Below are 25,452 nucleotides of genomic sequence, written 5' to 3' on the forward strand. Positions count from 1 at the left end.
CCGCCGCTTTGTCTGCTTCTGAACTGAGGGGTTTGCTGCTCGTGGCCACCGAGGTGGATAACGATTGCCGCGAGTCGTTCGAAGACCTGCGCTCCGCCCTCGACGCCTCCGGCGTGGTCGGAACCTGGGACTGGGACATCGTGCGCCGCACCGCCCGCTACGACCGGGGCGCCGCCAACCTGCTCGCCCTCGATCCCGACCTCGCCGGCCAGCCGTTGCAGGGCGAGGCGGGGATGGTCGGCATCCATCCCGACGACCGCGAATGGCTGGTCCAGGCGCTGTGGCGGGCGCTGGCCAACGGTCGCCTGTTCCTCGCCGAGTACCGCGTCGTCACGGCCGATCGCGGCATCCGCTGGATCCTCAGCCGGGGACGCATCTATCAGGACGATGTCGGCCGTCCCGTCCGGTCCAAGGGCATCATCATCGACATCACCGAGACCCGCGAGGAAGGCAACGGCTTCTTTACGGAGACCGATGCGCAGGGCCGGCACGCCCTCGACCGGGCGGCGGCCTCGCTCCTCGACGCGCGCAAGGCCATCGACGAACTCGGCGACGACGCCGACAACCACCTGCGCGTGATCCTCGACCTCGCCCTGTTCGAGGTCGGAACGCACCTCGCCCGCCGCGCCAGACACTGACTCCGCCGACCCGGCGCCGTGACGCACGGGGCGCCCGCGCACTCGACGCGACCCGGGCGCCGTCCTAAGACCCCCCGGAGGGTCGGGGGCCGGAATGCCCCGCGACCGCGTGGACCGGAGGCAGCCCAAGCGTGACGCAGCCCGTGACCCGCCGCCTGTTCAATGGCACCCTTCTGGGCACCCTCCTGGCGGCCAATACGGTCGGCCGGGCCGGCGCGCAGCCCACGCCGCCCGATGCGAACGGGCAATGGACCCACGCGATGACGCTGATGGGCCAGCCGAAATACGGGCCCGACTTCACGCATTTCGACTACGCCGACCCCAACGCCCCCAAGGGCGGCCTCGTGCGGCTCGGCTCCCAGGGCGGGTTCGACAACTTCAACATCGTGGTCTCGGGCCTGAAGGGCGACCTCGAAGGCGGCGTCCAGCAGATCTACGATACGCTGATGACCGAATCCTCGGACGAGCCCTTCACCTCCTACGGGCTGCTCGCCGAGGCGGTGCGTATTCCCCCCGATCTCGGCTCCGTCACCTACCGCCTGCGCGAGGGCGCCAAGTGGCACGACGGCCAGCCGATCACCCCCGAGGACGTGGTCTGGTCCTTCGGCGTGCTGAAGGCGAACTCACCCTTCTACGCCGCCTACTACCAGACCGTGGACAAGGCCGAGGCGACCGGCCCGCGCGAGGTGACGTTCACCTTCTCCGAGAAGGGCAACCGCGAGTTGCCGCAGGTGATCGGCCAGTTGCGGGTGCTGCCCAAGCACTGGTGGGAGGGCAAGGACGCGCAGGGCCGCCAGCGCAGCCCCACCGAGACGAGCCTGGAGATCCCGCTGGGCTCCGGCCCCTACCGGCTGGAGAAGTTCGAGCCCGGCCGCACCGCGACCTATGTCCGCGTCGCCGATTACTGGGGCAAGGATCTGCCGGTGAATGCCGGCCGCAACAATTTCGGCACCGTCCGCTACGAGTATTTTCGCGACGGCACCGTGCTGGTCGAGGCGCTGAAGGGCGACCTCTACGATTTCCGCGTCGAGAACATCGCCCGCAACTGGGCGACCGCCTACGACGACTTCCCCGCCGTGAAGGACGGGCGCCTCATCAAGGAGGCCTTCCCCGACCGGGGCACGGGCATCATGCAGGCGTTCGTGTTCAACACGCGCAAGGACAAGTTCAAGGACCCGCGCGTGCGCCGGGCGTTCAACCTCGCCCTGAACTACGAGGAGATGAACAAGTCGCTGTTCTACGGCCTCTACAAGCGCATCAACTCGTATTTCTTCGGCTCGGAACTCGCCTCCTCCGGCCTGCCCGAGGGGCGTGAGAAGGAGATCCTGGAGGGCCTGAAGGACAAGGTTCCAGCCTCGGTCTTCACCACGCCTTACGCCAACCCGGTCAACGACAGCCCCGAGGCGGTGCGGGCCAACCTGCGCGAGGCGGTGCGTCTCCTGCGCGAGGCCGGCTACGAGCTGAAGGGCGGCCAGATGGTCGACAAGGCGGGCACGCCGCTGACCGTCGAGTTCCTGGAATTCCAGAACACCTTCGAGCGGGTGATCCTGCCCTTCTCGGCGCAGCTGAAGCTCATTGGCATCGGCGCGACCCTGCGGGTGATCGATCAGGCGCAGTACCAGAACCGCATCCGCAACTTCGACTTCGACATCACCACCACCGGCTGGGGTGAATCGCTGTCGCCGGGCAACGAGCAGCGCGAGTATTGGGGCTCGAAGGCCGCCGACTCGCCGGGCTCGCGCAACCTGATCGGCATCAAGGACCCGGCCATCGACGCCCTGATCGAGAAGGTGATCTTCGCCCCCGACCGGGAGGGCGTCATCGCCGCCACCCGCGCCCTCGACCGGGTGCTGCTGGCCCACGATTACGTCGTGCCGCAATGGGCGTCCGACCGGCAGCGGACCCTGCGCTGGAACCGCTTCAGCCACCCGCCGGTCCTGCCGCTCTACGCCAATTCCGGCTTCCCCACGACGTGGTGGTACGACGAGGCCCTGGCCGCCAAGACGGGGGCGCCCCGTTGAGGGCGACGCGGCGCGGCCTCGTCCTTGGCGGGCTGGCCGCCTCCCTGCCGCTCCCCCGGCCGGCCTGGGCCGCCGACGACGAGCGGCACGGGCTGTCGAGCTTCGGCGACCTGAAATACCCGAAGGACTTCCCCAACTTCGATTACGTGAACCCCATGGCGCCCAAGGGCGGCCGGTTCTCGGGGCAGATCTCCGGCACGGTGGGCAACCAGTCGCTCGGCACCTTCGACACCTTGAACATCTACGTGCTGCGCGGCTCCGGCGCCGCCGGCCTCGTATTCACCTTCGACAGCCTGATGACCCGCGCCCTCGACGAGCCGGACGCGATCTACGGCCTGCTCGCCCGCTCCGTAAGCGTGAGCGAGGACGGGCTGACCTACACGTTCGAACTACGGCCCCAGGCCCGCTTCCACGATGGCTCCCGCCTGACGGCGCAGGACGCGGCGTTCAGCCTGAAGATCCTGCGGGACAAGGGCCATCCCGAGATCGCGGAGACGATCCGCGACATGACCGACGCCCGCGCCGAGGGTGAGGGGCGCCTCGTCGTCACCTTCGCGCCGGGCCGCGCCCGCGACCTGCCGCTCATCGTGGCGCAATTGCCGGTGTTCTCCGCCGCCTATTACGCCCAGCGAGACTTCGAGGCCTCGACCCTCGACGCGCCGCTCGGCTCCGGCCCCTACCGGGTGGCGGCGGTCGATCCCGGCCGCTCCATCGGCCTGGAGCGCATGCCCGACTATTGGGCCGCCGACCTGCCGGTGAATGTCGGCCGAAACAACTTCGACAGCCTGCGCTACGAGTATTTTCGTGATCGCACGGTGGCCTTCGAGGCGTTCAAGAGCGGCGCCTTCACCTTCCGCGAGGAGTTCACGGCGCGGGTCTGGGCGACGGGCTACGATTTCCCTGCCGTGGCCGAGGGCCGGGTGGTGCGCGAACGCGTGCCGGACGCGCGACCCAGCGGCACCCAGGGCTGGTGGATCAACGAGCGGCGGGCGAAGTTCAAGGACCCCCGGGTGCGCGAGGCCATCGGCCTGTGCTTCGACTTCGAATGGGCCAACCGTAACCTGATGTACGGGGCCTATACCCGCACGGCCTCGTTCTTCGAGAACTCGGACCTCAAGGCCACGGGCGCGCCTTCGCCCGAGGAACTGACGCTCCTCGAACCCCATCGCGAAAAGCTGCCCGCCGAGGTGTTCGGCGAGCCCTGGCTGCCGCCGGTCTCGGACGGGTCGGGCCAGGATCGGGCGCTCCTGAAGCGCGCCGACGCCCTGCTGCGGGAGGCGGGCTGCACCCGCAGCGGCAGCGAGATGCGCCTGCCCGGCGGCGAGCCGCTGACCCTCGAATTCCTGGACGACGACCCGGTCTTCCAGCCGGTGACGCAGCCCTACATCCGCAACCTCGGCCTCGTCGGCATCCGCGCGTCGAGCCGCATGGTCGATCCGTCGCAATATCAGGCGCGGCTGAAGGATTTCGACTTCGACCTCACCGCCCGGCGCTATTCGGGCGGCGTCACCCCCGGCGCGGAACTGCGCGACCTCTACGGCTCCCGCGCCGCCGCGACGCCCGGCTCCAACAACATGGCCGGTATCGCGGACCCCGTCGTCGATGCGTTGCTCTCGGCCATCGCCGGGGCGGAATCCCGCGCCGCGCTGACCACGGCCTGCCGCGCCCTCGACCGGGTGCTGCGCGCCGGGCGCCACTGGGTGCCGATGTGGTATGGCGACCAGCACCGCCTCGCCCTGTGGGACGTGTTCGGACGCCCGGCCACGCCGCCGAAATACGACCTCGGCGCCCCCGCGACCTGGTGGTCCGACACCGACAAGGCCCGGCGGATCGGGCGGGAATGACCTGATGCTGAGCTACATCCTGCGCCGCATCGGCCTGATGATCCCGACCCTGCTCGGCATCATGCTGATCACCTTCGCCATCGTGCAATTCGCCCCCGGCGGCCCGGTGGAGCAGGTGCTCTCGAAGATGCAGGGGCAGAATGAGGGCGCGCTCTCCCGCGTGACGGGCGGCAACGGCGACCTCGGCGGCGGCTCGCGCGGCGGCGGCAACGGCGGGGGGGCCGCCAACTCACGCTATCGCGGCGCGCAGGGCCTCAGCCCGGAATTCATTGCCAAGCTCGAAAAGCAGTTCGGCTTCGACAAGCCGGCGCCCGAGCGCTTCGCGATGATGATGTGGAACTACATCCGCTTCGATTTCGGCCGCAGCTACTTTCGCGACGTCAGCGTCATCCAGCTCATCCGCGAGCGGCTGCCGGTCTCGATCTCGCTCGGCCTGTGGATGACGCTCCTGTCCTACGCGATCTCGATCCCGCTCGGCATCCGCAAGGCGGTGAGGGACGGGGAGCGGTTCGACCGCTGGACCTCGGCGGTGGTGATCGTCGGCTACGCGGTGCCGGGCTTCATGTTCGGGCTGATGCTGATCATCCTGTTCGCGGGCGGATCGTTCTACCAGTGGTTCCCATTGCGCGGCCTCACCAGCGAGGGCTGGGACAGCTTCACCCCCTGGCACAAGGTCACGGATTACGCGTGGCACATGGCGTTGCCCCTCACCGCGCTGGTGATCGGCGCCTTCGCCACCTCGACCCTCCTCACCAAGAACTCGTTCCTCGACGAGATCCGCAAGCAATACGTTCTGACCGCCAGGATGAAGGGCCTGTCCGAGCGCGGGGTGCTCTACGGGCACGTCTTCCGCAACGCGATGCTCATCGTCATCGCCGGCTTCCCCGGGGCCTTCATCTCGGCCTTCTTCACCGGCTCACTTCTGATCGAGACGATCTTCTCCCTCGACGGGCTCGGGGAACTCTCGTTCCGGGCCATCGTCGGGCGGGATTACCCAGTGGTCTTCGCCACGCTCTACATCTTCTCGCTGATCGGGCTCGCGGTGAACCTGCTCTCGGACCTGATCTACGTCTGGATCGACCCACGCATCGATTTCTCGGCCCGCGCCACCTGAGTCAGAGCACGGCCGGCTCCGGCTCCGGGCTGGGAATGCCGAGGAGGCGGGCGACCTCGCCGCTCTCCGGGCCGCCGAGCAGGTCCGCCAGGGTGTAACCGTCGAGGACGGCGAGGAACGCGCCGAGCGCCTCGCTCAGGGCATGCTTCAGCCGGCACGGCGCGGTGATGATGCAGGCGCCCGAGGCGAAGCATTCCACGAGGGCGAGGTCGTCCTCCGTCTGGCGGACCACCTGCCCGATCACGATCCGCTCCGGCGCCATGCCGAGGCGCAGGCCGCCGCCGCGCCCGCGGATCGTGCGGATCAACCCCAGGCGGCCGAGCTGGTGCACCACCTTGGTGAGGTGGTTCTCGGAGATGCCGTAGGCACGGGCGATCTCGCCGATGGAGCTTTGGCCCGGCTCCCGCAGCCCCACGTAGATGAGCGTCCGCAGGCTGTAATCCGTATAGCGGGTCAGGCGCATCGCGATCCTCTCGCGGCTCGACTTATCATCACTCGCGAGCCGGTGCCCCTGGATTCGGAGCCTGGCTCACGACGCTGGTTTGCCGGCGCGCCCGCACACTGTTACGCGGCTCAGGTTTCCGCGGAGCCGCCCGAGCCGTGACCTCACTCTCCCTCGTCGTCCGCCCCGAGCGGCCGGAGGACGATGCCGCCATCGCCCGCCTTGAAGCCCGCGCCTTCGGGCCCGGCCGCTTCGCGCGCACGGCCTATCGCCTGCGCGAGGGCAACCCGTACCGGCGCGATCTCGGCGTCACCGCTTCGGTCGGCAGCTTCCTCGTCGGTTCGGTGCGGATGAGCCCGGTGCGCGCGGGGGAGGCGGGTGTCCTGATGCTCGGGCCGCTCGCCGTCGATCCGAGCTTCGAGGGGCGCGGCATCGGCTCGGCCCTCACCCGCGCCGCCATCGAGGCCGCCCGCGCGGCGGGGGAGGGGCTGGTAATCCTCGTGGGCGACGCCCCCTATTACGCCCGGTTCGGCTTCGCGCCCGTACCGCCGGGGCGCCTGACCATGCCGGGGCCGGTCGATCCGGCGCGGCTGCTCTGGCTCGAACTCCGCGACGGGTTCGCCGTCGGCCTGTCCGGGGCGATCCTGCCGGCGCAGGGCTGAGGCTCACGCCCGCCGGAGCGACAGCCCCGCGATCAGCCCGGCGGCGAGGAGCGTCAGCGCGACCGGGGCCGCCGAGGTGGCGGGCCACGCCGTCGCGGCGGCGGTGAACAGGGCGCCGAAGGTCATCTGGGTGAAGCCGTAGAGGCTCGACGCGGAGCCCGCCGCGTGCGGATCGACGTTCATCAGCCCGGCCACGGCATTGGGGCTCAGGAGGCCGACCCCGACCGCGTAGGCGAAGAGCGGGACGATCAGCGTCTCGATCGTCAGGACGCCCGACCGGTCGACGGCGAGCAGGGCCAGGGCCGAGACGATGCAGATCAGGTTGCCGCTCCGCGCGCCCTGCCGAATCGACACGCGGCGGGCGATCCGGCTCGCGATCACCGCCCCCGCGACCATGCCGAACACCACGAGCAGGCAATCGAACCCCACCTCCTCCGGCGAGCGCCCGAGGCGGTTGACCAGCAGGAACGGCGCCACCGCCAGGAAGGCGTAGAGGCTCGTGCCGGCGCAGCCCCCGGCGACGAGATAGGCGCGGGAGACGGGCATCCGCACGAGGCGGAGATAGGCGGAGAGCACCGCCGCGAGGCCCGGCAGCGCCACCTTTTGCCGGTTGGTCTCCGGCAGGGTCAGCACCACCAACGCCCCGAGGATGGCGACGAGCGCGGCGAGGACCACGAACACCGACCGCCAGCCGAAGGCGTGGCTCACCACGCCGCCGATGGCCGGAGCCAGGGCGGGGGTGAGGGTCATGGCGGTGACGAGGATGGCGAGCTTGCGCGCCGCGTCCTCACGGGTCGAGACGTCGCGCACCATCGCCCGGCCGATGACGAGGCAGGAGCAGGCGCCGAGCGACTGCATCATCCGCGCGACGAGCAGCACGCCGAGATTGGGCGCGGGAATCGCCAGCAGCAGCCCGGCAAGATAGAGGGCGAGCCCGCCGATCAGCACCGGCCGGCGGCCATAGCGGTCCGAGAGCGGGCCGTAGACCAGTTGCCCGCCCGCGAGACCGATCAGGTAGACCGTGATCGTCGATTGGATCCCGGCCGCGTCCGTGTGCAGGTCGAACGCGGCGGCGGCGAGCGCCGGCACGAAGATGTGCAGCGCCACCGTGCCCGTCATCGTCACGGCCACGAGGAGCGCCAGGGACGCCTGGCGCGGGGCGGGCCGTTCGGGAGGCTCGTCCGGCAACGGCCCTTACTTCGGCGGCGCGTTGTCGTCCTTCTTCGGAACCTGGATGTCCAGTTCCTTGGCCCGTTCGACCGCCTCGGGGTTCGCCTGCGACGGCGGCTCCTTGGTGGCTGGGGCGGACGGCGCGGTCGGCTCCGCCGGGATCACGCTCGACGGCTGACCCGTCTGGTCGCTGTCATGGGCGTCGGCCGGCGGGGCCGGGGCGTTGCGGTCGCTGCCGTTGCCGTCGGGGCGCGGGCTGCCCGCGGGCTTCTCGATCGCCGGCTTGGCGGTGCTCAGGTCGGCCGGCTTGGCGGGCGAATCCTTGCCCTCCGAACCCTTGTTCAGGGCCGGCTTCTCGGCGCTCGGCTTCTCGGCGGCGGGCGCGGCGGCCGGCTTCTCCTCGGATTTGGCGGCTGCCGGCTGGGCGGCGGGCTTGTCCTCGGCCTTGTCGGCGGCCGGAAGGGGCTTCGGGCTGTCCGAGAGCGTGTGCAGGTAGGCGATCACGTTCGCCCGCTCCTGCGGGTTGGCGATGCCGGCGAAACCCATCTTCGTGCCTTTGACATAGGCCTTCGGGCTCGTCAGGAACTCGTCCAGGTCGGCATAGGTCCAGGTGCCGCCCTTCTCCTTCATGGCGGCGGAATAATCGTAGCCCTCGTGTGCGCCCTTCTTGCGCTCCACGACGTCCCACAGGTCCGGGCCGACCTTGTTCGGGCCGCCCTTCTCGAAGCTGTGGCAGGCCTGGCAGGCCTTGGTCCCGCCCTGGCCCTTCTCGGCGTTGGCGCTGGCGAGCCGCACGGCGATCGGCTCCACCTTCGCCTCCGCACCGGCCGCCGCAGGCTTCTCGGCCTCGGCCTCCGGCAGGTCGTAGCCCGCCTTGCCGGCCGGTTTCGGATGGTAGATCAGTTCGGCCACGAAGCCGGAGCCAGCCGCGAACAGCATGGCGCCGAGCACGGCACCGGCGATCTTGTTCACCTCGAACGAGTTCATGGGCCTCTCTACGTCCCCGGGGCCGCGCCTGCGCGGGCACACCCGGCCACACCGCCGCACTCTGGAAGGCTTCGAGGCTGCCTTAGCCGCTTCGCCCCGACCTTGACAATGCCGCCAAGGGATAACGCAGGGTCGCGGGGGTAGCGCGCATGCAGGATTTCGCCGGTATTGTCACTGCCTTGCATCGGCCGGCCCCCAGGGACGACAACCGCCACCCGGCCTGATACAGACCCGACCGTTCCACGGACCCGCGAAGCCATGTCCGATCCCCTCGTTCTCATCCCGGCGCGACTCGCCGCCACCCGCCTCCCGAACAAGCCGCTGGCCGACATCGCGGGCGAGCCGATGATCCTCCATGTCTGGCGCCGCGCGGTGGAGGCCGGGATCGGCCCCGTCGTGGTGGCGACGGACACGCCGGAGATCGTGCAGGTGGTCGAGGCGGCGGGCGGTCTCGCGGTGCTTACGAGGCCGGACCACCCGTCCGGCTCCGACCGGCTCGCCGAGGCATTGGAGAGCATCGACCCGGAGGGCCGGCACGACGTCATCGTCAACGTCCAGGGCGACCTCCCGACCATCGACCCGGCGATCATCGGCGCGTCGATCCTGCCCCTGTCCGACCGGACGGTGGACATCGTCACCCTCTGCGCGGCGATCACCGATCCGGAGGAGGCCGACAACCCCAACGTGGTGAAGCTCGTCGGCCACGAGGTGGCCCCGCGCCGCCTGCGTGCCCTGTATTTCACCCGCGCCCGCGCGCCCTACGGCCCCGGCCCGCTCTGGCACCATATCGGCCTCTACGCCTACCGCCGGAAGGCGCTGACCCGCTTCGTCGCCCTGCCGCCGGGCGAGCTGGAGACCCGCGAGAAGCTGGAGCAACTCCGCGCCTTGGAAGCCGGGATGCGCATCGACGCGGTGGTCGTGGACGACCTGCCGCTCGGCGTCGACACCCCCGCCGACCTCGAGAAGGCGCGGGTGCTGATGCAGCGCCGCCGCCTCAACTGAACCCGCACGAGACGATGTCTGAGCGTACCATCTCCTACCAGGGCGAGCCCGGGGCCAACTCGCACATCATCTGTTCCCAGGCCTATCCGGACTGGACCCCGCTGCCCTGCCCGACCTTCGAGGACGCCTTCGCGGCGGTGACCGAGGGGCGGGCGCAGCGGGCGATGATTCCCATCGAGAACTCGCTGGCGGGCCGGGTGGCGGACATCCACCACCTGATCCCAACCTCGCCGCTGCACATCGTGGCCGAGCACTTCCTGCCGATCCACTTCCAGCTGATGGTCCTGCCGGGCATACCGGTGGAGGCGCTGAAGAGCGTGCACAGCCACGTCCACGCGCTGGGGCAATGCCGGCGGATCATCCGCCGCCTGGGCCTCCGCTCGGTGGTGAGCGGCGACACGGCGGGCGCCGCCCGCGAGATCGCGGAAGCCGGCGATCCGAGCCGGGCGGCTTTGGCCCCCGCCATGGCGGCCGACGTCTACGGCCTCGATATCCTGATGCGGGATGTGGAGGACGCCGCCCACAACACCACGCGCTTCGTGGTGTTCTCGCCGGAGCCCGAGCCGGCCACGGGCGAGGGCGCCTTCGTGACGAGCTTCGTCTTCCGGGTGCGCAACATCCCGGCGGCGCTCTACAAGGTGCTCGGCGGCTTCGCCACGAACGGCGTGAACATGACGAAGCTCGAGAGCTACATGATCGAGGGCGAGTTCACCGCCACGCAATTCTACGCCGAGGTCGACGGCCATCCCGACGAGCCCGGCCTGCGCCGGGCGCTGGACGAACTCGGCTACTTCTCGCGGGAATTGCGGATCGTCGGGACGTATCCGGCGCACCCCTTCCGCGAGATGGCCCGCCCGGCGGCGGAATAGCCGGCGGGGCTACTCCCGCCGGATCACCCGGTCCACGACCACGTCGGACCAGAAGCCCGGCCGGAAGTCGCGCTTCAACGCCTCCGGGTCGTAGACGGTCTCGACCCAGGTGAGGAAGTCGAGGCCCTGCGGCTCGCCCTCGGTGAGGTAGCGGGCGAAGAAGGCGTCGAGGATGCCGGTCTTGGCGAAGCGGAAATGGCCGTAGCGGGCCGAGAGCTGGCGCGCGGCCTCGGCCACGGGGCGCCCCTCGTGCAGGATCAGGTAGAGCGCCGCCGCGAGCCCCGCCCGGTCGGCGCCCGACTTGCAGTGCATCACCGCCGGGTACTCGATCCCCGCGAAGAAGCGTTGCGCCGCCAGGATCGTCTCCCGGTCCGGGGCTTCGCGGGAGCGCAGCACGAACTCCACCAGGGTCAGGCCGTGGCGCTCGCAGGCCTCGCGCTGCAGCGGCCAGGAGCCGTGCTCGCGTCCGCCGCGTAGGGAGATCACCGTCCGAACGCCCTCCGCGCGGAATCGGGCGAGCTGGTGCGGGCCCGGCTGGGCCGAGCGCCACACCTGCCCCCGGCCGACCCGGTGGCGGTTGAGATAGGCGAGGCGGAACACGCCGTGGTCCACGAGCAGCATGTTCGCCCAGGCCATGAGCCGGCTGCCCGGGCCGCCGATCGGCCGCTCGAAGCGGGCGATGCGGGCCATGCGGCGGGCGTAGCGCGTCTCGGGCTTGAGAAAACGTTTGAGCACGATGGGTCCGGAAGGCGAAAGCCGCCTGTACCAGCCGGCCGGGGGAGGGGCAATCGGTGCGCAAAACGGCGCCGATCTTGCCTTCACTCCGCCTGGATCGGCATCGAACCTGCGACGGGTCCGGAGGTTGTTAACCGAGAACGGACGGGAGGCCGAGCCGATGAGCACGCGCACCACGAGCATCCGCCGGGCCAGGGAGGCCGATATCGGCGGCTTGTCGACGGTGTTCGATGCGGCGTGGCGCGAGGCCTATCGCGGGATCATCCCCGGCATCGCCCTGGAAAAGATGATCGCGGCGCGGGGGCGGCCGTGGTGGCGGTCGGCCCTCGGCCGGGGGCGGCCCATCGCGCTGGTCGAGACCGGCGACAGGATCGTGGGCTACGCCGCCTACGGGCGGGCCCGCAGCCGGGCGCTGGGTACCGACGGCGAGGTGGATGAACTCTATCTCCTGCCCGAATACCAGGGGATCGGCCTCGGACGGCGGCTCTTCCGCGCGATCCGCAACGACCTCGCCGATCATGGGCTCGGCCGGCTCGGCGTCTGGACGCTCGAGGACAATATTCGCGCGGGCGCCTTCTACGAAAGTATGGGTGGCCAGCGCGGGCCGCTCGTGCCGGATCGCGTCGCAGGCATAACGCTGCCCAAGGTCGGCTACATCTTCAGCTAAACGAACGGTTTTCCCGCTTCGTGGCGCCTCGGCGATTTGCACCGGCCGCGCGCGTGTCTATGAGACCCCCAGCGCGGCCATGTCCGCCTCAGGGAGCGACCCCCCATGAATATCGACGCGATCTCGATCGGCAAGAATCCGCCGCATGACGTCAACGTCATCATCGAGGTGCCGCTCGGCGGAGAGCCGATCAAGTACGAGATGGACAAGGAATCCGGCGCGCTGGTCGTGGACCGGTTCCTCTACACCCCGATGTTCTACCCCGGGAACTACGGCTTCATCCCGCACACCCTGTCCGGCGACGGCGACCCGTGCGACGTGCTGATCGCCAACACCCGCGCCATCATCCCCGGCGCGATCATGAGCGCCCGCCCCGTGGGCGTGATGGTGATGCAGGACGAGGGCGGCGAGGACGAGAAGATCATCGCCGTGCCCTCGCGCCATCTGACCAAGCGCTACGACCGGGTCGAGAACTACACCGACCTGCCGGAGATCACGATCCACCAGATCCAGCACTTCTTCGAGCACTACAAGGATCTGGAGCCCGGCAAGTGGGTGAAGTTCGTCCGCTGGGGCGACAAGGAGGAGGCGCACCGCCTCATCGCCGAGGGTCTGGAGCGGGCGAAGTCCAAGGCCTGAGCCTCGTCCTCACCGCATCAGGCGCGGCACACTCTCGCGTTGCTGCGCCGCCTCGCGGATGAAGAAGCCCTTCAGCCCCGGCAGCCGGTTCACGAGGCCCAGGCCGAGGTCGCGGGCGAGCCGGAGCGGCAGGGCATCGTTCGAGAACAGGCGGTTCAGCCCGTCCGTGGCCGCCGCCATCGCCAGCGAATCGAAACGGCGGGCGCGTTCGTAGCCCCGCAGCACGTCCGGGCTGCCCGGATCGAGCCCGAGGCGCATCGCGTCGCCGATGCCCTCCGCGAGGGCGGCGGCGTCGGCGAGGCCGAGGTTGAGTCCCTGGCCGGCGATGGGGTGGATGACGTGGGCCGCGTCGCCGAGCAGCGCCAGCCGTTCCGCATGGAACGCCCGCGCGAGGCCGACGGACAGTGGATAGCTGTGCGGCCCCTGTTCCAGGGCGATCTCCCCCAGGTCGAGGGTGAAGCGGCGGGCGATCTCCCCGAGCACCTCGTCCGGCGCGCCGGAGAGGAGCGCGGGCGCATCCTCCGCGCGCTCCGTCCAGACGATCGACGAGCGGTGCCCGAGCGCCCCGCCATCGCGCAGCGGCAGGATCGCGAAGGGGCCGGAGGGCAGGAAATGCTCGAAGGCCCGGCCCTCGTGCGGACGCGCATGGGCGATGGTCGCGACGATGCCCACCTGCGGATAGGACCAGCCGACCCAACCGATCCGGGCGGCCTCGCGCAGGCGCGAGCGGGCGCCGTCCGCGGCGACGAGGAGGTCGGCCTCGACGGTGTCGCCCGTGGAGAGGTCGGCGCGCATTCGGCTGCCCGCGCAGGCGGCGCGCGTCACCGCCGCCTCCGCGATCACGACGCCCTCGCGCAGGCAGGCCTCACGCAGGGCCGCGCCGAGGGGTTCGGCCTCGACCATGTGGGCGAAGGGCTCGCCGGCCTCGCGCGGGGCGTCGCCGAAGCTGAGGAAGACCGGCCGCACCGGGTCGGCCACGCGGCTGTCGCTGATCTCCATGCGGGTGATCGGCTCGGCCGCGTCGGTGATCGCCTCCCAGATGCCGAGCCGGGTCAGCATCCGCCGCCCGCCCGCCGCGACGGCGTAGGCCCGTCCGCGATGGCGCTCCGGCGCGGCGCCGCCGGGATCGAGCACGCCGACGACCATCGCCGCCCCGTTCTCCCGCTTGAGCGCCAGGGCGAGGGTCAGCCCGGGGAGGCCGCCTCCGGCGATCAGCACCGTGCGGCTGCCGGGCCGGGCGCCATCCCGGGCGGAAGCGAGTGCGCTCGCCATCATCGCAAGTCTCCGTTTCCGTGAAGGCGGCGCATGGACCGCACCTGTGCGTCAGCCTATGTCGCATCCGAAACCGGAACGGAAACCCCGGCCCAGCGGATCCCACCCGAATGTCCGACGCCGACACCGATGCGATGACCGAGGCGGTCGCCGAACTGATCGCCATCCTCGACCTGGAGCGGCTGGAGACCGACCTGTTCCGGGGGCAGAACCCGAAGACCGGCTGGCGGCGGGTCTTCGGCGGTCAGGTGGTGGCCCAGGCCCTCGTCGCGGCGACCCGCACCGTGCCGGAGGACCGGCCGGTCCACTCGCTGCACGCCTATTTCCTGCTGCCGGGCGATCCGAGGATTCCCATCGTCTACGAGGTCGAGCGCCTGCGCGACGGCCAGAGCTTCACCACCCGCCGGGTGAAGGCGATCCAGAACGGGCGGGCGATCTTCGCCACGACGGTCTCGTTCCAGATCGTGGAGGACGGCTTCACCCATCTTCCGACGATGCCCCCGGTGGCGGGGCCGGAGGGCCTGCCCGGCGGGCGGGAGATCGCCGCCGAGGCGGGGCTCGCCCTGCCGGAGGCCATCGCCGCGTATTTCGCCCGGCCCCGGCCCATCGAGCTGCGCCCGGTCGACCTGCGGCGCTATCGCGGCGGCGAGCCGCGCGAACCGATTTTCAACGTGTGGCTGCGTGCCGCCGCCGCCCTGCCGGACGATCCCGCCCTGCACCGGGCGGTGCTGGCCTACGCCTCCGACATGACGCTGCTCGACGTGTCGCTGATCCCGCACGGGCGCTCGGTGTTCGATCCGCAGGTCCAGGCGGCGAGCCTGGACCACGCCCTGTGGTTCCACGGGCCGGTGAAGGCGGATGGCTGGCTCCTCTACGCGCAGGACAGCCCGGCCGCCGCGGGCGCGCGCGGCTTCGCGCGGGGGCAGATCTTCGACCGTGACGGCGTGCTGGTGGCCTCCGTCGCGCAGGAAGGGCTGATCCGCCCACGCCTGGATTAAACCGTTCCCGCCGACGTGTGGGGCGCCTTTCGCGTCGCCTCGGACGTTCCTTGCCCAATCTGCCTCATCGGCGTGCAGCAATAGGCGGATGCTGCGCATTTGGCGGGCAATCGCACGGCTAATTTGCGGGCAGGCCTCTCCGAACGGCGGGTTCCTACGGCCGAGCTTGGCTGGCACAGTCCTTGAATGGTGTCGCACAACCGCAGGCCATTCCGGCCATGTGGACCACCCGGACCGGGGTGCCGCGCCGGTCCGGCAGCGGCAACGGATCCCAAGACGCATCAAGGGGGTGCCACCCATGAAGATCGTGATGGCCATCATCAAGCCGTTCAAGCTGGAGGAGGTGCGCGACGCCCTCACCGGCATCGGCGTGCACGGCCTGACGGTGACCGAAGTGAAGGGTTACGGCCGTCAGAAGGGCCATACCGAGATCTATCGCGGCGCCGAATACGCCGTGAGCTTCCTGCCGAAGCTCAAGATCGAGGTGGCGGTCGCCAGTGATCTGACCTCCAGCGTCGTCGATGCCATCGCAGGTGCCGCCCGCACCGGCCAGATCGGCGACGGCAAGATCTTCGTGATGCCGCTTGAGAAGGCGGTGCGCATCCGGACCGGCGAGACCGACGCCGACGCCCTCTGAGCGAAGGGGCTGCGCCGGCCCGCCGGCAGCGCCCGTTCGACCCCCATCCCCTTTTCCGATCTTCCATACCGCGACCGCGACCGGGAGCCTCGTGCCCATGAAACTCCGTACTGCCCTCACGCTCGGCTTGGGAGGGGCGGCGCTCGCCCTCTTCCTGATCGAGCCCTCGCTCGCGCAGACGCCTACGCCTGAGGCCGCGTCTCCGCCCCCGTCCCCGATCCCGAACAAGGGCGACACCGCCTGGATGCTGGTCTCGTCGGCCCTCGTGCTGATGATGAGCGTGCCCGGCCTTGCCCTGTTCTACGGTGGCCTCGTGCGCACCAAGAACATGCTCTCGGTCCTCACCCAGGTCTTCGCCATCGTGGCGATCGTCGGCCTGCTCTGGGTGTTCTACGGCTACAGCCTCGCCTTCACCAACGGCGGCGGCATCAACGACTTCATCGGCGGCTTCTCGAAGGCCTTCCTGAAGGGCGTCGACCCGAACTCCACGGTGGCGACCTTCTCGAACGGCGTCGTCATCCCCGAATACGTCTACATCTGCTTCCAGATGACGTTCGCGATGATCACCCCGGCCCTCATCGTCGGCGCCTTCGCCGAGCGGATGAAGTTCTCGGCGCTGGTCGTGTTCATGATCCTCTGGGTCACGCTGATCTACTTCCCGATGGCCCACATGGTCTGGTATTGGGCCGGCCCGGATGCGGTCGGAAACGCCGCCAAGGCGCTCGCCGCCGCGACGGACGACGCCTCCAAGGCCAGCGCCCAGGCCGCCCTCGACGCCGTCAACAAGGATGCGGGCTTCCTCTTCCAGAAGGGCGCCCTCGACTTCGCCGGCGGCACCGTGGTGCACATCAACGCGGGCATCGCTGGCTTCGTGGGCTGCCTGATGCTCGGCAAGCGCATCGGCTACGGCCGTGACCTGCTGGCCCCGCACTCGCTGACCATGACCATGATCGGCGCCTCGCTCCTGTGGGTCGGCTGGTTCGGCTTCAACGCCGGCTCGAACCTCGAGTCCAACGGCACCACCGCGCTCGCCATGCTCAACACCTTCGTCGCCACCTGCGGCGCGGCGGTGGCGTGGCTGTTCGCCGAGTGGGCGATCAAGGGCAAGCCGTCGCTGCTCGGCATGGTCTCGGGTGCCATCGCCGGCCTCGTGGCCGTCACCCCGGCCTCCGGCTTCGCCGGCCCGATGGGCTCGATCGTGCTCGGCCTCGTCGCCGGCGTGGTCTGCTTCATCATGTGCTCGACCGTGAAGAACGCCATCGGCTACGACGACTCGCTGGACGTCTTCGGCGTCCACTGCGTCGGCGGCATCCTCGGCGCCCTCGCGACGGGCATCCTGGTCGATCCGAACCTCGGCGGCGTCGGCATCCCCGACTACAGCACCAAGCCGGGCGAGATGGTGGTCGGTGCCTACGACATGATGAGCCAGGTCATCGTGCAGGCGGAGGCCGTCGGCCTGACCCTGCTCTGGTCCGGCATCGGGTCTGCCATCCTCTACAAGCTCGTCGACCTGACGATCGGCCTGCGCGTCACGCAGGAAGAGGAGCGCGAGGGCCTCGACATCGCCGATCACGGCGAGCGCGCCTACAACTACTGAGCCTCAGGCTCTGACGACAAAGGCCCCGGCTCTCGCGAGCCGGGGCCTTTTTTGTCTCTCGACGCCGGGACCTTCTAGAACCGCAAAGCCCGCACCCGCTTCACCTGCGGGATGTCTGCGATCTGCGTCAGCACGTCCTCCGTCACCGGCCCGTCCACGGCGACGAAGGCGATGGCGTCGCCGCCCTCGCGCTCGCGGCCGAGGTTGAAGGTCGCGACGTTGATGCCGGCCTCCCCGAGCAGGCTGCCGAAGCGCCCGATGAACCCCGGCTTGTCGTCGTTGCGCACGAACAGCATGTGCGGCGCGAAGCCCGCATCCATGGCGATGCCGCGAATCTCGATCACCCGCGGCTTGCCGTCCTGGAAGACCGTACCCGCCGCGTCGCGGGGCATGTCCTGCGCTTCGACGGTGATCCGCACCACCGATTCGAAGGTGCTGTGAGCGCCGCCCCGGCGGACCTCGTCCACCACGATCCCGTGCTCGTGGGCGAGTGTCGGGGCCGAGATCATGTTCACGTCGGAGCGGAAGGCGCGCAGCACCCCCGTGACCGCCGCCGCCGTGAGCGCGCGGGTGTTCGTCTCCGCGACAGCCCCCTCGTAGATCACGCGGATGCCGGTGACGGGCGCCTCGGTGAGCTGCCCGAGGAACGAGCCGAGTTTCTCGGCCAGTTCCACGAAGGGCCGCAGGCGCGGCGCTTCGTCGGCGGTGATGGCGGGAAAGTTTACTGCATTGGCGATGGCCCCGTCCGTAAGGTAGGCCGAGATCTGCTCCGCCACCTGCAGCGCCACGTTCTCTTGCGCCTCCGCCGTCGAGGCGCCGAGATGCGGCGTGCAGATCACGTTCGGATGCCCGAAGAGCGGATTCTCTAGCGCCGGCTCGACGGCGAACACGTCGAGCGCCGCCCCCGCCACATGGCCGGAATCCAGGGCCGCGCGCAGGGCCTCCTCGTCCAGCAGGCCGCCGCGGGCGCAGTTGACGATGCGCACGCCGGGCTTCGTCCGCGCCAGAGCCTCGGCCGAGAGGATGTTGCGCGTCTTCTCGGTGAGGGGGACGTGCAGGGTGATCACGTCGGCGCGGGCGAGGAGGTCGTCCAGTTCGACCTTCTCGACCCCGAGCGCCACCGCCCGTTCCGCCGAGAGGAACGGATCGTAGGCGATCACCTTCATCCTCAGGCCGATGCCGCGCTCCGCGACGATGGCGCCGATGTTGCCGCAGCCGACGACGCCCAGCGTCTTGGCGGTGAGTTCGATGCCGAGGAAGCGGTTCTTCTCCCACTTCCCGGCCTGCGTCGAGGCGTCGGCCTGCGGGATCTGGCGGGCCAGCGCGAACATCATCGCGATGGCGTGCTCGGCGGTGGTGATCGCGTTGCCGTGGGGCGTGTTCATCACGATCACGCCCTTGGCCGTCGCGGCGGCGACATCGACGTTATCGACGCCGATGCCGGCCCGGCCGATGACCTTCAGCCGTGTCGCGGCCTCCAGCACCTTGGGCGTGACCTTGGTGGTCGAGCGGATGGCGAGGCCGTCATAGGCGCCGATCTCGCGGATCAGCGCGTCACGGTCCTTGCCGAGATCGGGGCGGAAATCGACTGCGATGCCGCGATCCCGGAAGATGCGGATCGCCGCTTCGGAGAGGGCGTCCGAGACGAGGACGCGTTTCTGCTGAGGAGTCTGTGCGGGCATGGGGGGGCCTCCGGCGCCGCAGGGCGGCGTCAGGCAAGAGGGCACCGTCCCTCCCCGTCACCGGGGAGGGATGCACGAAACGGGAGGAGGCGTGGTGCCTCAGGCGGCCTGGGTGAGGGCCGCCTTCTCCTGCGCAAAGGCCCAATCGAGCCACGGGAGCAGCGCCTCGACATCGGCGGTCTCCACGGTGGCGCCGCACCAGATCCGCAGGCCGGCGGGGGCATCGCGATAGGCCGCGATGTCGAGGGCCACGCCCTCCTTCTCCAGCCGGGAGGCGATGCCCTTGGCCAGCGCGGCCACAGCCTCGTCGCCCTTGGCCAGCACATCCGGGTCGGCGATCACGAGGCAGACGCCCGTGTTGGAGTGCGTCGCCGGATCGACGGCGAGCGGCGCCACCCACGGGGTGCGGTCGACCCAGGCATAGATCGCCGCCGCGTTGGCGTCGGCCCGGGCGTGGAGAGCCGGCAGGCCGCCGAGGCCCTTCGCCCAGTTCAGCGTATCGAGGTAATCCTCGACCGCGAGCATGGAGGGCGTGTTGATCGTGTCGCCCTTAAAGATGCCCTCGATCAGCTTGCCGCCCTTGGTGAGGCGGAACACCTTCGGCAGCGGCCAGGACGGGGTGTGGCTCTCCAGCCGCGCCACGGCGCGGGGCGAGAGGATCAGCATCCCGTGCGCGGCCTCGCCGCCCATCACCTTCTGCCAGGAGAAGGTGACGACATCGAGCTTGTCCCACGGCAGGTCTTGCGCGAACGCGGCCGAGGTGGCGTCGCAGATCGTCAGCCCCTCGCGGTCGGCGGCGATCCACGCGCCGTCCGGCACCTTCACCCCGGCAGCGGTGCCGTTCCAGGTGAAGACGACGTCATGGGTCTTCGTGTCGATGGAGGCGAGGTCCGGCAGCACGCCATAGGGCGTCTGGTGGATCACCGGCTCGATCTTGAGCTGCTTGAGCGCGTCAGTGACCCACTCCTTACCGAAGGCCTCCCAGGCGGCGACCGTCACCGGGCGGCAGCCCAGCAGGGTCCACATCGCCATCTCGACGGCGCCGGTATCGGAGGCCGGGACGATGCCGATCCGGTAATCGGCCGGCACTTGCAGGATCTCGCGGGTCAGGTCGATCGCCTGCCCGAGCTTGGCCTTGCCGAGGGGGGAGCGGTGCGAGCGGCCGAGGGCGGCGTCGGCGAGGGCTTGCGGGGTCCAGCCGGGGCGCTTGGCGCAGGGACCGGACGAGAAGTGGTTCACGCGCGGGCGCGTGGTGGGTCGAGCACTCATGATGATCCATCCTTGCAGATGGGCGCTCCTCGTTGGGGAGGAGTGTCCCGCCGACGCGGATGCGCCCAAACCTGGCCGGTTGCAAGCCCGATCCGCGCCGGGACGATGACGATCCGGGTCGCGGAACGGGCGATTAAGATCGGCCGATTAGCCTGGACGGCGTACCGCGTTGTGTTCCGGGTGCGCCGATGTCCTATGAAGATGCCGCGATCGTCGCGGCCTTTACGGTTCTGTTCGCCGTCGTGATTGCCATGCTGCCGCGCAGCCGGAAGGGCGACCTGATGGAGCGTCCGCAGGTGCAAGTGCTCGAATTCGATCCCCTCCTCGTCGAGGCGGACGGGCCGGTCCTCGATCTCAAGCCCGCCTGAGGGCGTTCAGGGCTTCTTCCCCGTCAGCAGGTCGGGCCGCCGCTCGGCGGTGATTCGCTCGGCCTCCGCCCGCCGCCATTGGGCGATGGCGCCGTGGTTGCCGCCGTTCAGGATGTCCGGGATGGTGCGGCCCTCCCATTCCCGCGGGCGGGTGTAATGCGGGTATTCGAGGAGCCCGCCCTCGAAGCTTTCCTCCACGCCCGACTCCACCTTGCCCATGACGCCGGGCAGCAGGCGCACGCAGGCATCGAGCAGGGTGATCGCCGCGATCTCACCGCCCGAGAGCACGTAATCGCCGATCGACACCTCTTCGAGGCCGCGTCCCGCGATCACCCGCTCGTCTACCCCTTCGAACCGGCCGCAGACCACCACCACACCCGGCCCCGCCGCGAGTTCGCGCACCCGCTCCTGCCGCAACGGGCGGCCCCGGGGGGACATGAGCAGGCGCGGTCTCGGATCCTCCTGCGGCGCGGCGGCATCGATGGCGGCGGCGAGCACGTCGCAGCGCAGGACCATGCCCGCTCCGCCGCCGGAAGGCGTGTCGTCCACGTTCCGGTGACGGCCAAGCCCATGCTCGCGGATGTTGCGCGCCTCCAGGCTCCACTCGCCCCGCGTGAGCGCATCGCCGGAGAGCGACACGCCGAGGGGGCCGGGGAACATCTCCGGGTAGAGGGTGAGGATCGTGGCCCGCCAGGGCATGTCCGCGCGTGTCATGTCGCTCCATCGCGCGTCCGGTGCGGCACGGTCAACGCGGCCGGCACCGGCGGGGGCCCTCGGCGGTTGTCGAACATGCTGCGCCTTTCGCTCCTTCTCTCCCTCGCCCTCACCGTCCCGGCCTGGGCTGCTCAACCGCTGGCGCCTCCGGGCGCCCCGGCCGGGGTCTTTCCGAAGCCGGATCGCCCCGTCGCCGAGATCGTCGCGCCGCAATGGACGGCCGAGGCCCAGCGCGACAAGGCGGGCGAGTTCGAGCAGGTCGCCAAGGCCATGCGGATCGCCCCCGGCGAGACGGTGGCCGATATCGGGGCGGGCAGCGGCTACTACGTTGTGCGGCTGAGCCCCCGCGTCGGGCCGTCGGGCAAGGTCCTCGCGGAGGATGTGACGCCGTCCTACCTCGTCAGCCTGGAGCGGCGGGTGAAGGGGCTTGGGAACGTCACGGTCGTGAAGGGCGAGCCGCACGACCCGCGCCTGCCGCCGGCCTCCGTCGACGCGGTGGTGCTGGTCCACATGTACCACGAGATCACGCAGCCCTTCGGCCTGCTCTACAACCTCGCCCCCGCGATGCGGCCGGGCGGCCGCGTCGGCATCCTCGATGCGGACGACATCCCCTCCCGCCACGGCACGCCGCCCGCTCTCCTGCGCTGCGAGTTGGCGGCGGTGGGCTACCGCGAGACCGGCTTCCACCCGATGCCGGACGGCACCTACCTCGCGGTGTTCGAGGCCCCCGCGCCGGAGGCGAGGCCGAAGCCGGATGCGATCCGTCCGTGTCGGGACGGGGCGACGGCGCGATAAGCGCGGCCGTACGAATCAACGCACCGTTGCTTGAGCACCGCCACGCCGGAGGTGATAACGGCCACGCTTGAGGCGCCTCTCCGATCCGAAGGCCCCCGCTACGGGGCTTGCGGCGGAGCTGATCGGCCGTCGCCCCCGCCTGGGTGAGGAGATCGATCGGAGAGGAGGTGATTCGTGTGCTCGGGATACCGATCCTCACCGTCACCGTGAGTAAAAATGCCAGCGCGTGGTCTGTGACCATCACGCTGGCATTCAAGCTCATCTAGCGGAGAGCAAAGGAGCCGAGGCGAGGTAGCGCTTTCCCCGGCTCCATCCTGAGGATAAATCCCCAGGCCCTGAATTTCAATCGCCCCGTTCGAGCGGTTCAGCCCGGATCGTCGGCGGGTTTCGGCCCCGGCGCCTCGAAAAAATCCTCGGGCAGCGCGACGGTGATCCGCTTTGCTGGCACGTCGAGATCGGGCACGAACGCCTTGGTGAAGGGCAGGAGCGCCGTCGCCCCGCCTGCGGCTGGGCGCAGTTCCAGGAGATCGCCGCCGCCGTAATTCGGCACCGCGACCACCATCGCGACGACGGTCCCCGTGGCATCGACGGCGCTGGCGCCGATCAGGTCGGTGGTGAACACCTCGTCGTTGTCATCCGGCGTGCCGAGGCGGGCGCGGGGGACGTAGATCGCGAGGCGGTTCAGGGCCTCGGCGGCGGTGCGGCCGGAGACACCCTGGACGCGGGCGATCAGCATGTCGGCCGAGGCGCCGGGGGCGGGGCGGACCTCGGCGAGGGCCAGCGCCCGCCCGTCGGCGGTCGTGAGCGGGCCGTAGCTGGCGATGTCGAGCGGCGCGGCCGTGTACGACTTCAGCCGCACCTCGCCGTTGAGGCCGTGCGCCCGCCCGAATTCGCCCATCAGGACGAGATCCGGATCGACGGCGGCCGGCGGCGGCTTCGGAGCGGGGGGCTTGGCCGAAGTCGCGACCTCCGGCGCGAGGGCCGGAGGTCGGGCGCGGCGAGCGCCGTCGCGGGAATGGGGACCAGCGGGGCGGCGCGTCACCAGGGCGTGCCTTACGCGGCGGCGTCTTCGGCGGGGGCGGCGGCCTTCTCGGCGCGCTTGGCGGCCCGCTCCTTGGACTTCTCGCCCGGCTCGGCCTTCTGCGGGTTGTTGCGGGCCGGACGCTTGGCGAGGCCGGCGGCGTCGAGGAAGCGCAGGACGCGGTCGGTCGGCTGCGCGCCCTTGGCGAGCCAGCTCTGGATCTTCTCGTTGTCGAGCACGATGCGGGCCGGATCGTCCTTGGCCTTCATCGGGTCGTAGGCGCCGACCTTGTCGATGAAGCGGCCATCGCGCGGCGAGCGGGCGTCGGCGACGACGATGCGGTAGTAGGGGCGCTTCTTGGCGCCGCCGCGGGTGAGACGGATCTTGAGCGACATGGTGTGTTCCTAGTTCTGGTTGTCGACCGTGGCGCCGTGCTCGGCCGCGATCGTCTGGTGGTGCCGGATGACTTCCTTGACGACGAACGCCAGAAACTTCTCGGCGAAATCGGGGTCGAGCTTGGCGTCGACCGCGAGTTTGCGGAGCCGGGCGACCTGACGGGCCTCCCGGTCCGGATCGGAAGGGGGGATCCCCTTGCGGGCCTTCAACTCGCCGACCCGCTGGGTGCAGCGGAATCGCTCGGCGAGCAGATGGATCAGGGCGGCATCGAAATTGTCGATGCTGTCGCGCAGGCGCGCCAGCTCGGGATCGATGCCTTGAGCGGAAAGGATCGTCATTTCTTCTTCCCGAACGGCAGGCCGCCGAGGCCGGGGAGCTTCGGCCCCCCGAGGCCCGGCAGGCCCGGCAACTTCGGCATTCCGCCGCCTCCGAGGCCCGGCGGCATCGGCGGCAGCTTGCCCCCGAATTGCTTCTCCAGGGCGGCGATCTGCTCCGGCGTCGGCTCCGGCATCCCCGGCGGCAAGCCGGGCATGCCCCCCGGCATTCCGCCGCCACCGCCGCCGAGCCCGAACATCGAGCCCAGCGCCTGGCCGATGCCGCGCTTGCCCGAGCCCATCGCCTTCATCATGTCGGCCATGGTCCGGTGCATCTTCAGGAGCTTGTTGATCTCCGAGACGTCCACCCCCGAGCCCGCCGCGATGCGCTTCTTGCGGGAATTCTTGAGGAGGTCGGGATTCTTGCGCTCCTGCGGGGTCATCGAGGAGATGATCGCCCGCTGGCGCTTGAACATTTTCTCGTCGAGGTTGGCGCCCTCGACCTGCTTCTTGATCTGCCCCATGCCGGGCAGCATCCCCATCAGGCCGCCGATGCCGCCCATGCGCTCCATCTGCGCGAGCTGCATGGACAGGTCCTCAAGGTCGAACTTGCCCTTGCGCATCTTCTCCGCGGTGCGGAGCGCCTGCTCGTGGTCGATGGTCTCGGCGGCCTTCTCGACCAGCGAGACGATGTCGCCCATGCCGAGGATGCGGTTGGCCACCCGCGCCGGGTGGAACTCCTCCAGCGCATCGACCTTCTCGCCCGTGCCGACGAGCTTGATCGGCTTGCCGGTGACGGCGCGCATTGAGAGCGCCGCGCCACCGCGCGAATCGCCGTCCATCCGGGTCAGCACGATGCCAGTGACGCCGAGCCGCTCGTCGAAGGCGCGGGCGGTGTTCACCGCATCCTGGCCGGTCAGGGCGTCGGCGACGAGGAGCACCTCGTGCGGGTTCGTGGCCGCCTTCACCTCGGCGGCCTCGACCATCAGCGCCTCGTCGACCGTGGTGCGGCCGGCGGTGTCGAGCATCACCACGTCGAAGCCGCCCAGGCGCGCGGCCTCCATCGCCCGGCGGGCGATCTGCACCGCCGACTGGCCGGCGACGATGGGCAGGCTCTCGACGCCCACCTGCTTCGCCAGCACCGCCAGCTGCTCCATGGCGGCCGGGCGGCGCGTGTCGAGGGAGGCGAGCAGCACCTTGCGGCGCTCGCGCTCGCTGAGGCGGCGGGCGATCTTGGCGGTGGTGGTGGTCTTGCCCGAGCCCTGGAGGCCGACCATCAGGATCGGCACCGGGGCGGGGGCGTTCAGGCTGATCACCTCGGCATCGGTGCCGAGCATGGCGACCAGCTCGTCGTTGACGAGCTTGACCACCATCTGGCCCGGCGTGACCGACTTCAGCACCGTGGCGCCGACGGCCTTGTCGCGGACCCGGTCGGTGAAGCCGCGCACCACTTCCAGGGCGACGTCGGCCTCCAGCAGGGCCCGGCGCACCTCGCGCATGGCGGCGGTGACGTCGGCCTCGGTCAGCGCGCCCCGGCGGGTGAGGCCGGAGAGGATGCCGGAAAGGCGGTCGGAAAGTCCCTCGAACATGCCCGGCCCG

General features: G+C 70.2%; 26 protein-coding genes. 14 read left to right on the plus strand and 12 right to left on the minus strand.

What is annotated here, in order from left to right; translation table 11 throughout:
• The first annotated feature begins 41 nt into the window (after positions 1-41).
• The 4 genes from MKK52_RS10345 to MKK52_RS10360 all read left to right on the plus strand — a co-directional run bounded on the left by MKK52_RS10345 (position 42) and on the right by MKK52_RS10360 (position 5,617).
• Positions 42-638 (plus strand): PAS domain-containing protein, encoded by a 597-nt coding sequence (locus MKK52_RS10345; protein WP_243953791.1) that lies wholly within the window; start codon positions 42-44, stop codon positions 636-638.
• Between the two features lie 185 nt (positions 639-823).
• Positions 824-2,659, plus strand: a complete 1,836-nt coding sequence (locus MKK52_RS10350) for an extracellular solute-binding protein (RefSeq protein WP_243953792.1) — start codon at positions 824-826, stop codon at positions 2,657-2,659.
• Positions 2,656-4,503: an extracellular solute-binding protein gene (locus MKK52_RS10355; RefSeq protein WP_243953698.1), complete on the plus strand. Its 1,848-nt coding sequence runs from the start codon at positions 2,656-2,658 to the stop codon at positions 4,501-4,503. The genes MKK52_RS10350 and MKK52_RS10355 overlap by 4 nt, the downstream gene beginning before the upstream one ends.
• A gap of 4 nt (positions 4,504-4,507) precedes the next feature.
• Positions 4,508-5,617: a microcin C ABC transporter permease YejB gene (locus MKK52_RS10360; protein ID WP_243953699.1), complete on the plus strand. Its 1,110-nt coding sequence runs from the start codon at positions 4,508-4,510 to the stop codon at positions 5,615-5,617.
• Between the two features lies 1 nt (position 5,618).
• Here the strand turns inward: MKK52_RS10360 and MKK52_RS10365 are convergent, their stop codons facing one another.
• Entirely contained in the window at positions 5,619-6,080 is a 462-nt protein-coding gene (locus MKK52_RS10365; protein ID WP_243953700.1) for an Rrf2 family transcriptional regulator, read from the minus strand.
• 137 nt (positions 6,081-6,217) lie between these two features.
• Between MKK52_RS10365 and MKK52_RS10370 the strand changes: the two genes are divergently transcribed.
• A complete protein-coding gene (locus MKK52_RS10370) occupies positions 6,218-6,721 on the plus strand; it encodes a GNAT family N-acetyltransferase (protein WP_243953701.1) in 504 nt (167 codons plus the stop codon).
• Positions 6,722-6,724: 3 nt separating this feature from the next.
• Here MKK52_RS10370 and MKK52_RS10375 read toward each other — a convergent pair whose 3' ends face one another.
• Together MKK52_RS10375 and MKK52_RS10380 are read right to left on the minus strand one after the other, a co-directional pair.
• A complete protein-coding gene (locus tag MKK52_RS10375) occupies positions 6,725-7,909 on the minus strand; it encodes a multidrug effflux MFS transporter (protein ID WP_279597741.1) in 1,185 nt (394 codons plus the stop codon).
• A 6-nt stretch (positions 7,910-7,915) separates the two neighbouring features.
• Entirely contained in the window at positions 7,916-8,878 is a 963-nt protein-coding gene (locus tag MKK52_RS10380; RefSeq protein WP_243953702.1) for a c-type cytochrome, read from the minus strand.
• 258 nt (positions 8,879-9,136) lie between these two features.
• Between MKK52_RS10380 and MKK52_RS10385 the strand changes: the two genes are divergently transcribed.
• Positions 9,137-9,880 carry a 3-deoxy-manno-octulosonate cytidylyltransferase gene (locus MKK52_RS10385; RefSeq protein WP_243953703.1) on the plus strand — a complete coding sequence of 248 codons (744 nt, stop codon included), beginning with the start codon at positions 9,137-9,139 and terminating at the stop codon, positions 9,878-9,880.
• A gap of 14 nt (positions 9,881-9,894) precedes the next feature.
• A complete protein-coding gene (locus MKK52_RS10390) occupies positions 9,895-10,749 on the plus strand; it encodes a prephenate dehydratase (RefSeq protein WP_243953704.1) in 855 nt (284 codons plus the stop codon).
• Positions 10,750-10,758: 9 nt separating this feature from the next.
• Here MKK52_RS10390 and MKK52_RS10395 read toward each other — a convergent pair whose 3' ends face one another.
• Positions 10,759-11,484, minus strand: a complete 726-nt coding sequence (locus MKK52_RS10395; protein WP_243953705.1) for a tyrosine-protein phosphatase — start codon at positions 11,482-11,484, stop codon at positions 10,759-10,761.
• Positions 11,485-11,644: 160 nt separating this feature from the next.
• Here MKK52_RS10395 and MKK52_RS10400 point away from each other — a divergent pair, with 160 nt between their 5' ends.
• The gene (locus MKK52_RS10400; protein ID WP_243953706.1) at positions 11,645-12,151 is read left to right on the plus strand and encodes a GNAT family N-acetyltransferase; all 507 of its coding nucleotides are present in this window, start codon (positions 11,645-11,647) and stop codon (positions 12,149-12,151) included.
• 105 nt (positions 12,152-12,256) lie between these two features.
• Complete coding sequence (ppa, locus tag MKK52_RS10405; RefSeq protein WP_243953707.1) at positions 12,257-12,790, plus strand: inorganic diphosphatase; 534 nt, start codon at positions 12,257-12,259, stop codon at positions 12,788-12,790.
• A gap of 9 nt (positions 12,791-12,799) precedes the next feature.
• Here ppa and MKK52_RS10410 read toward each other — a convergent pair whose 3' ends face one another.
• Complete coding sequence (locus MKK52_RS10410; protein WP_243953794.1) at positions 12,800-14,062, minus strand: FAD-dependent monooxygenase; 1,263 nt, start codon at positions 14,060-14,062, stop codon at positions 12,800-12,802.
• Between the two features lie 110 nt (positions 14,063-14,172).
• Between MKK52_RS10410 and tesB the strand changes: the two genes are divergently transcribed.
• From tesB to MKK52_RS10425, 3 genes are all read left to right on the plus strand, one after another.
• Entirely contained in the window at positions 14,173-15,060 is an 888-nt protein-coding gene (gene tesB, locus MKK52_RS10415) for an acyl-CoA thioesterase II (RefSeq protein ID WP_243953708.1), read from the plus strand.
• 298 nt (positions 15,061-15,358) lie between these two features.
• Entirely contained in the window at positions 15,359-15,697 is a 339-nt protein-coding gene (locus tag MKK52_RS10420; protein ID WP_238248428.1) for a P-II family nitrogen regulator, read from the plus strand.
• A gap of 97 nt (positions 15,698-15,794) precedes the next feature.
• Positions 15,795-17,294 carry an ammonium transporter gene (locus MKK52_RS10425; protein ID WP_243953709.1) on the plus strand — a complete coding sequence of 500 codons (1,500 nt, stop codon included), beginning with the start codon at positions 15,795-15,797 and terminating at the stop codon, positions 17,292-17,294.
• Positions 17,295-17,368: 74 nt separating this feature from the next.
• Here MKK52_RS10425 and serA read toward each other — a convergent pair whose 3' ends face one another.
• Entirely contained in the window at positions 17,369-18,976 is a 1,608-nt protein-coding gene (gene serA, locus MKK52_RS10430; protein WP_243953710.1) for a phosphoglycerate dehydrogenase, read from the minus strand.
• Positions 18,977-19,075: 99 nt separating this feature from the next.
• Entirely contained in the window at positions 19,076-20,245 is a 1,170-nt protein-coding gene (locus MKK52_RS10435) for a phosphoserine transaminase (RefSeq protein WP_243953711.1), read from the minus strand.
• A gap of 188 nt (positions 20,246-20,433) precedes the next feature.
• On the opposite strand from MKK52_RS10435, the gene MKK52_RS10440 reads away from it, so the two are divergent.
• A complete protein-coding gene (locus tag MKK52_RS10440; RefSeq protein ID WP_243953712.1) occupies positions 20,434-20,613 on the plus strand; it encodes a hypothetical protein in 180 nt (59 codons plus the stop codon).
• Positions 20,614-20,619: 6 nt separating this feature from the next.
• Here MKK52_RS10440 and trmD read toward each other — a convergent pair whose 3' ends face one another.
• Entirely contained in the window at positions 20,620-21,327 is a 708-nt protein-coding gene (gene trmD, locus MKK52_RS10445; protein WP_243953713.1) for a tRNA (guanosine(37)-N1)-methyltransferase TrmD, read from the minus strand.
• Between the two features lie 75 nt (positions 21,328-21,402).
• Between trmD and MKK52_RS10450 the strand changes: the two genes are divergently transcribed.
• Positions 21,403-22,122, plus strand: coding sequence for a class I SAM-dependent methyltransferase (locus MKK52_RS10450; protein WP_243953714.1), 720 nt, complete (start codon positions 21,403-21,405; stop codon positions 22,120-22,122).
• A 364-nt stretch (positions 22,123-22,486) separates the two neighbouring features.
• Here the strand turns inward: MKK52_RS10450 and rimM are convergent, their stop codons facing one another.
• The 4 genes from rimM to ffh are packed head-to-tail and all read right to left on the minus strand — an operon-like array spanning position 22,487 to position 25,442.
• Positions 22,487-23,164 carry a ribosome maturation factor RimM gene (gene rimM, locus MKK52_RS10455; RefSeq protein WP_243953715.1) on the minus strand — a complete coding sequence of 226 codons (678 nt, stop codon included), beginning with the start codon at positions 23,162-23,164 and terminating at the stop codon, positions 22,487-22,489.
• An 11-nt stretch (positions 23,165-23,175) separates the two neighbouring features.
• Positions 23,176-23,538, minus strand: a complete 363-nt coding sequence (gene rpsP, locus MKK52_RS10460) for a 30S ribosomal protein S16 (protein ID WP_243930607.1) — start codon at positions 23,536-23,538, stop codon at positions 23,176-23,178.
• 9 nt (positions 23,539-23,547) lie between these two features.
• Positions 23,548-23,877, minus strand: coding sequence for a chorismate mutase (locus tag MKK52_RS10465; protein ID WP_243953716.1), 330 nt, complete (start codon positions 23,875-23,877; stop codon positions 23,548-23,550).
• The gene (gene ffh / locus MKK52_RS10470; RefSeq protein ID WP_243953717.1) at positions 23,874-25,442 is read right to left on the minus strand and encodes a signal recognition particle protein; all 1,569 of its coding nucleotides are present in this window, start codon (positions 25,440-25,442) and stop codon (positions 23,874-23,876) included. The genes MKK52_RS10465 and ffh overlap by 4 nt, the downstream gene beginning before the upstream one ends.
• Between the last annotated feature and the right edge of the window lie 10 nt (positions 25,443-25,452).

This window comes from Methylobacterium sp. J-067 (assembly GCF_022829465.1).
Classification (GTDB): domain Bacteria; phylum Pseudomonadota; class Alphaproteobacteria; order Rhizobiales; family Beijerinckiaceae; genus Methylobacterium; species Methylobacterium litchii.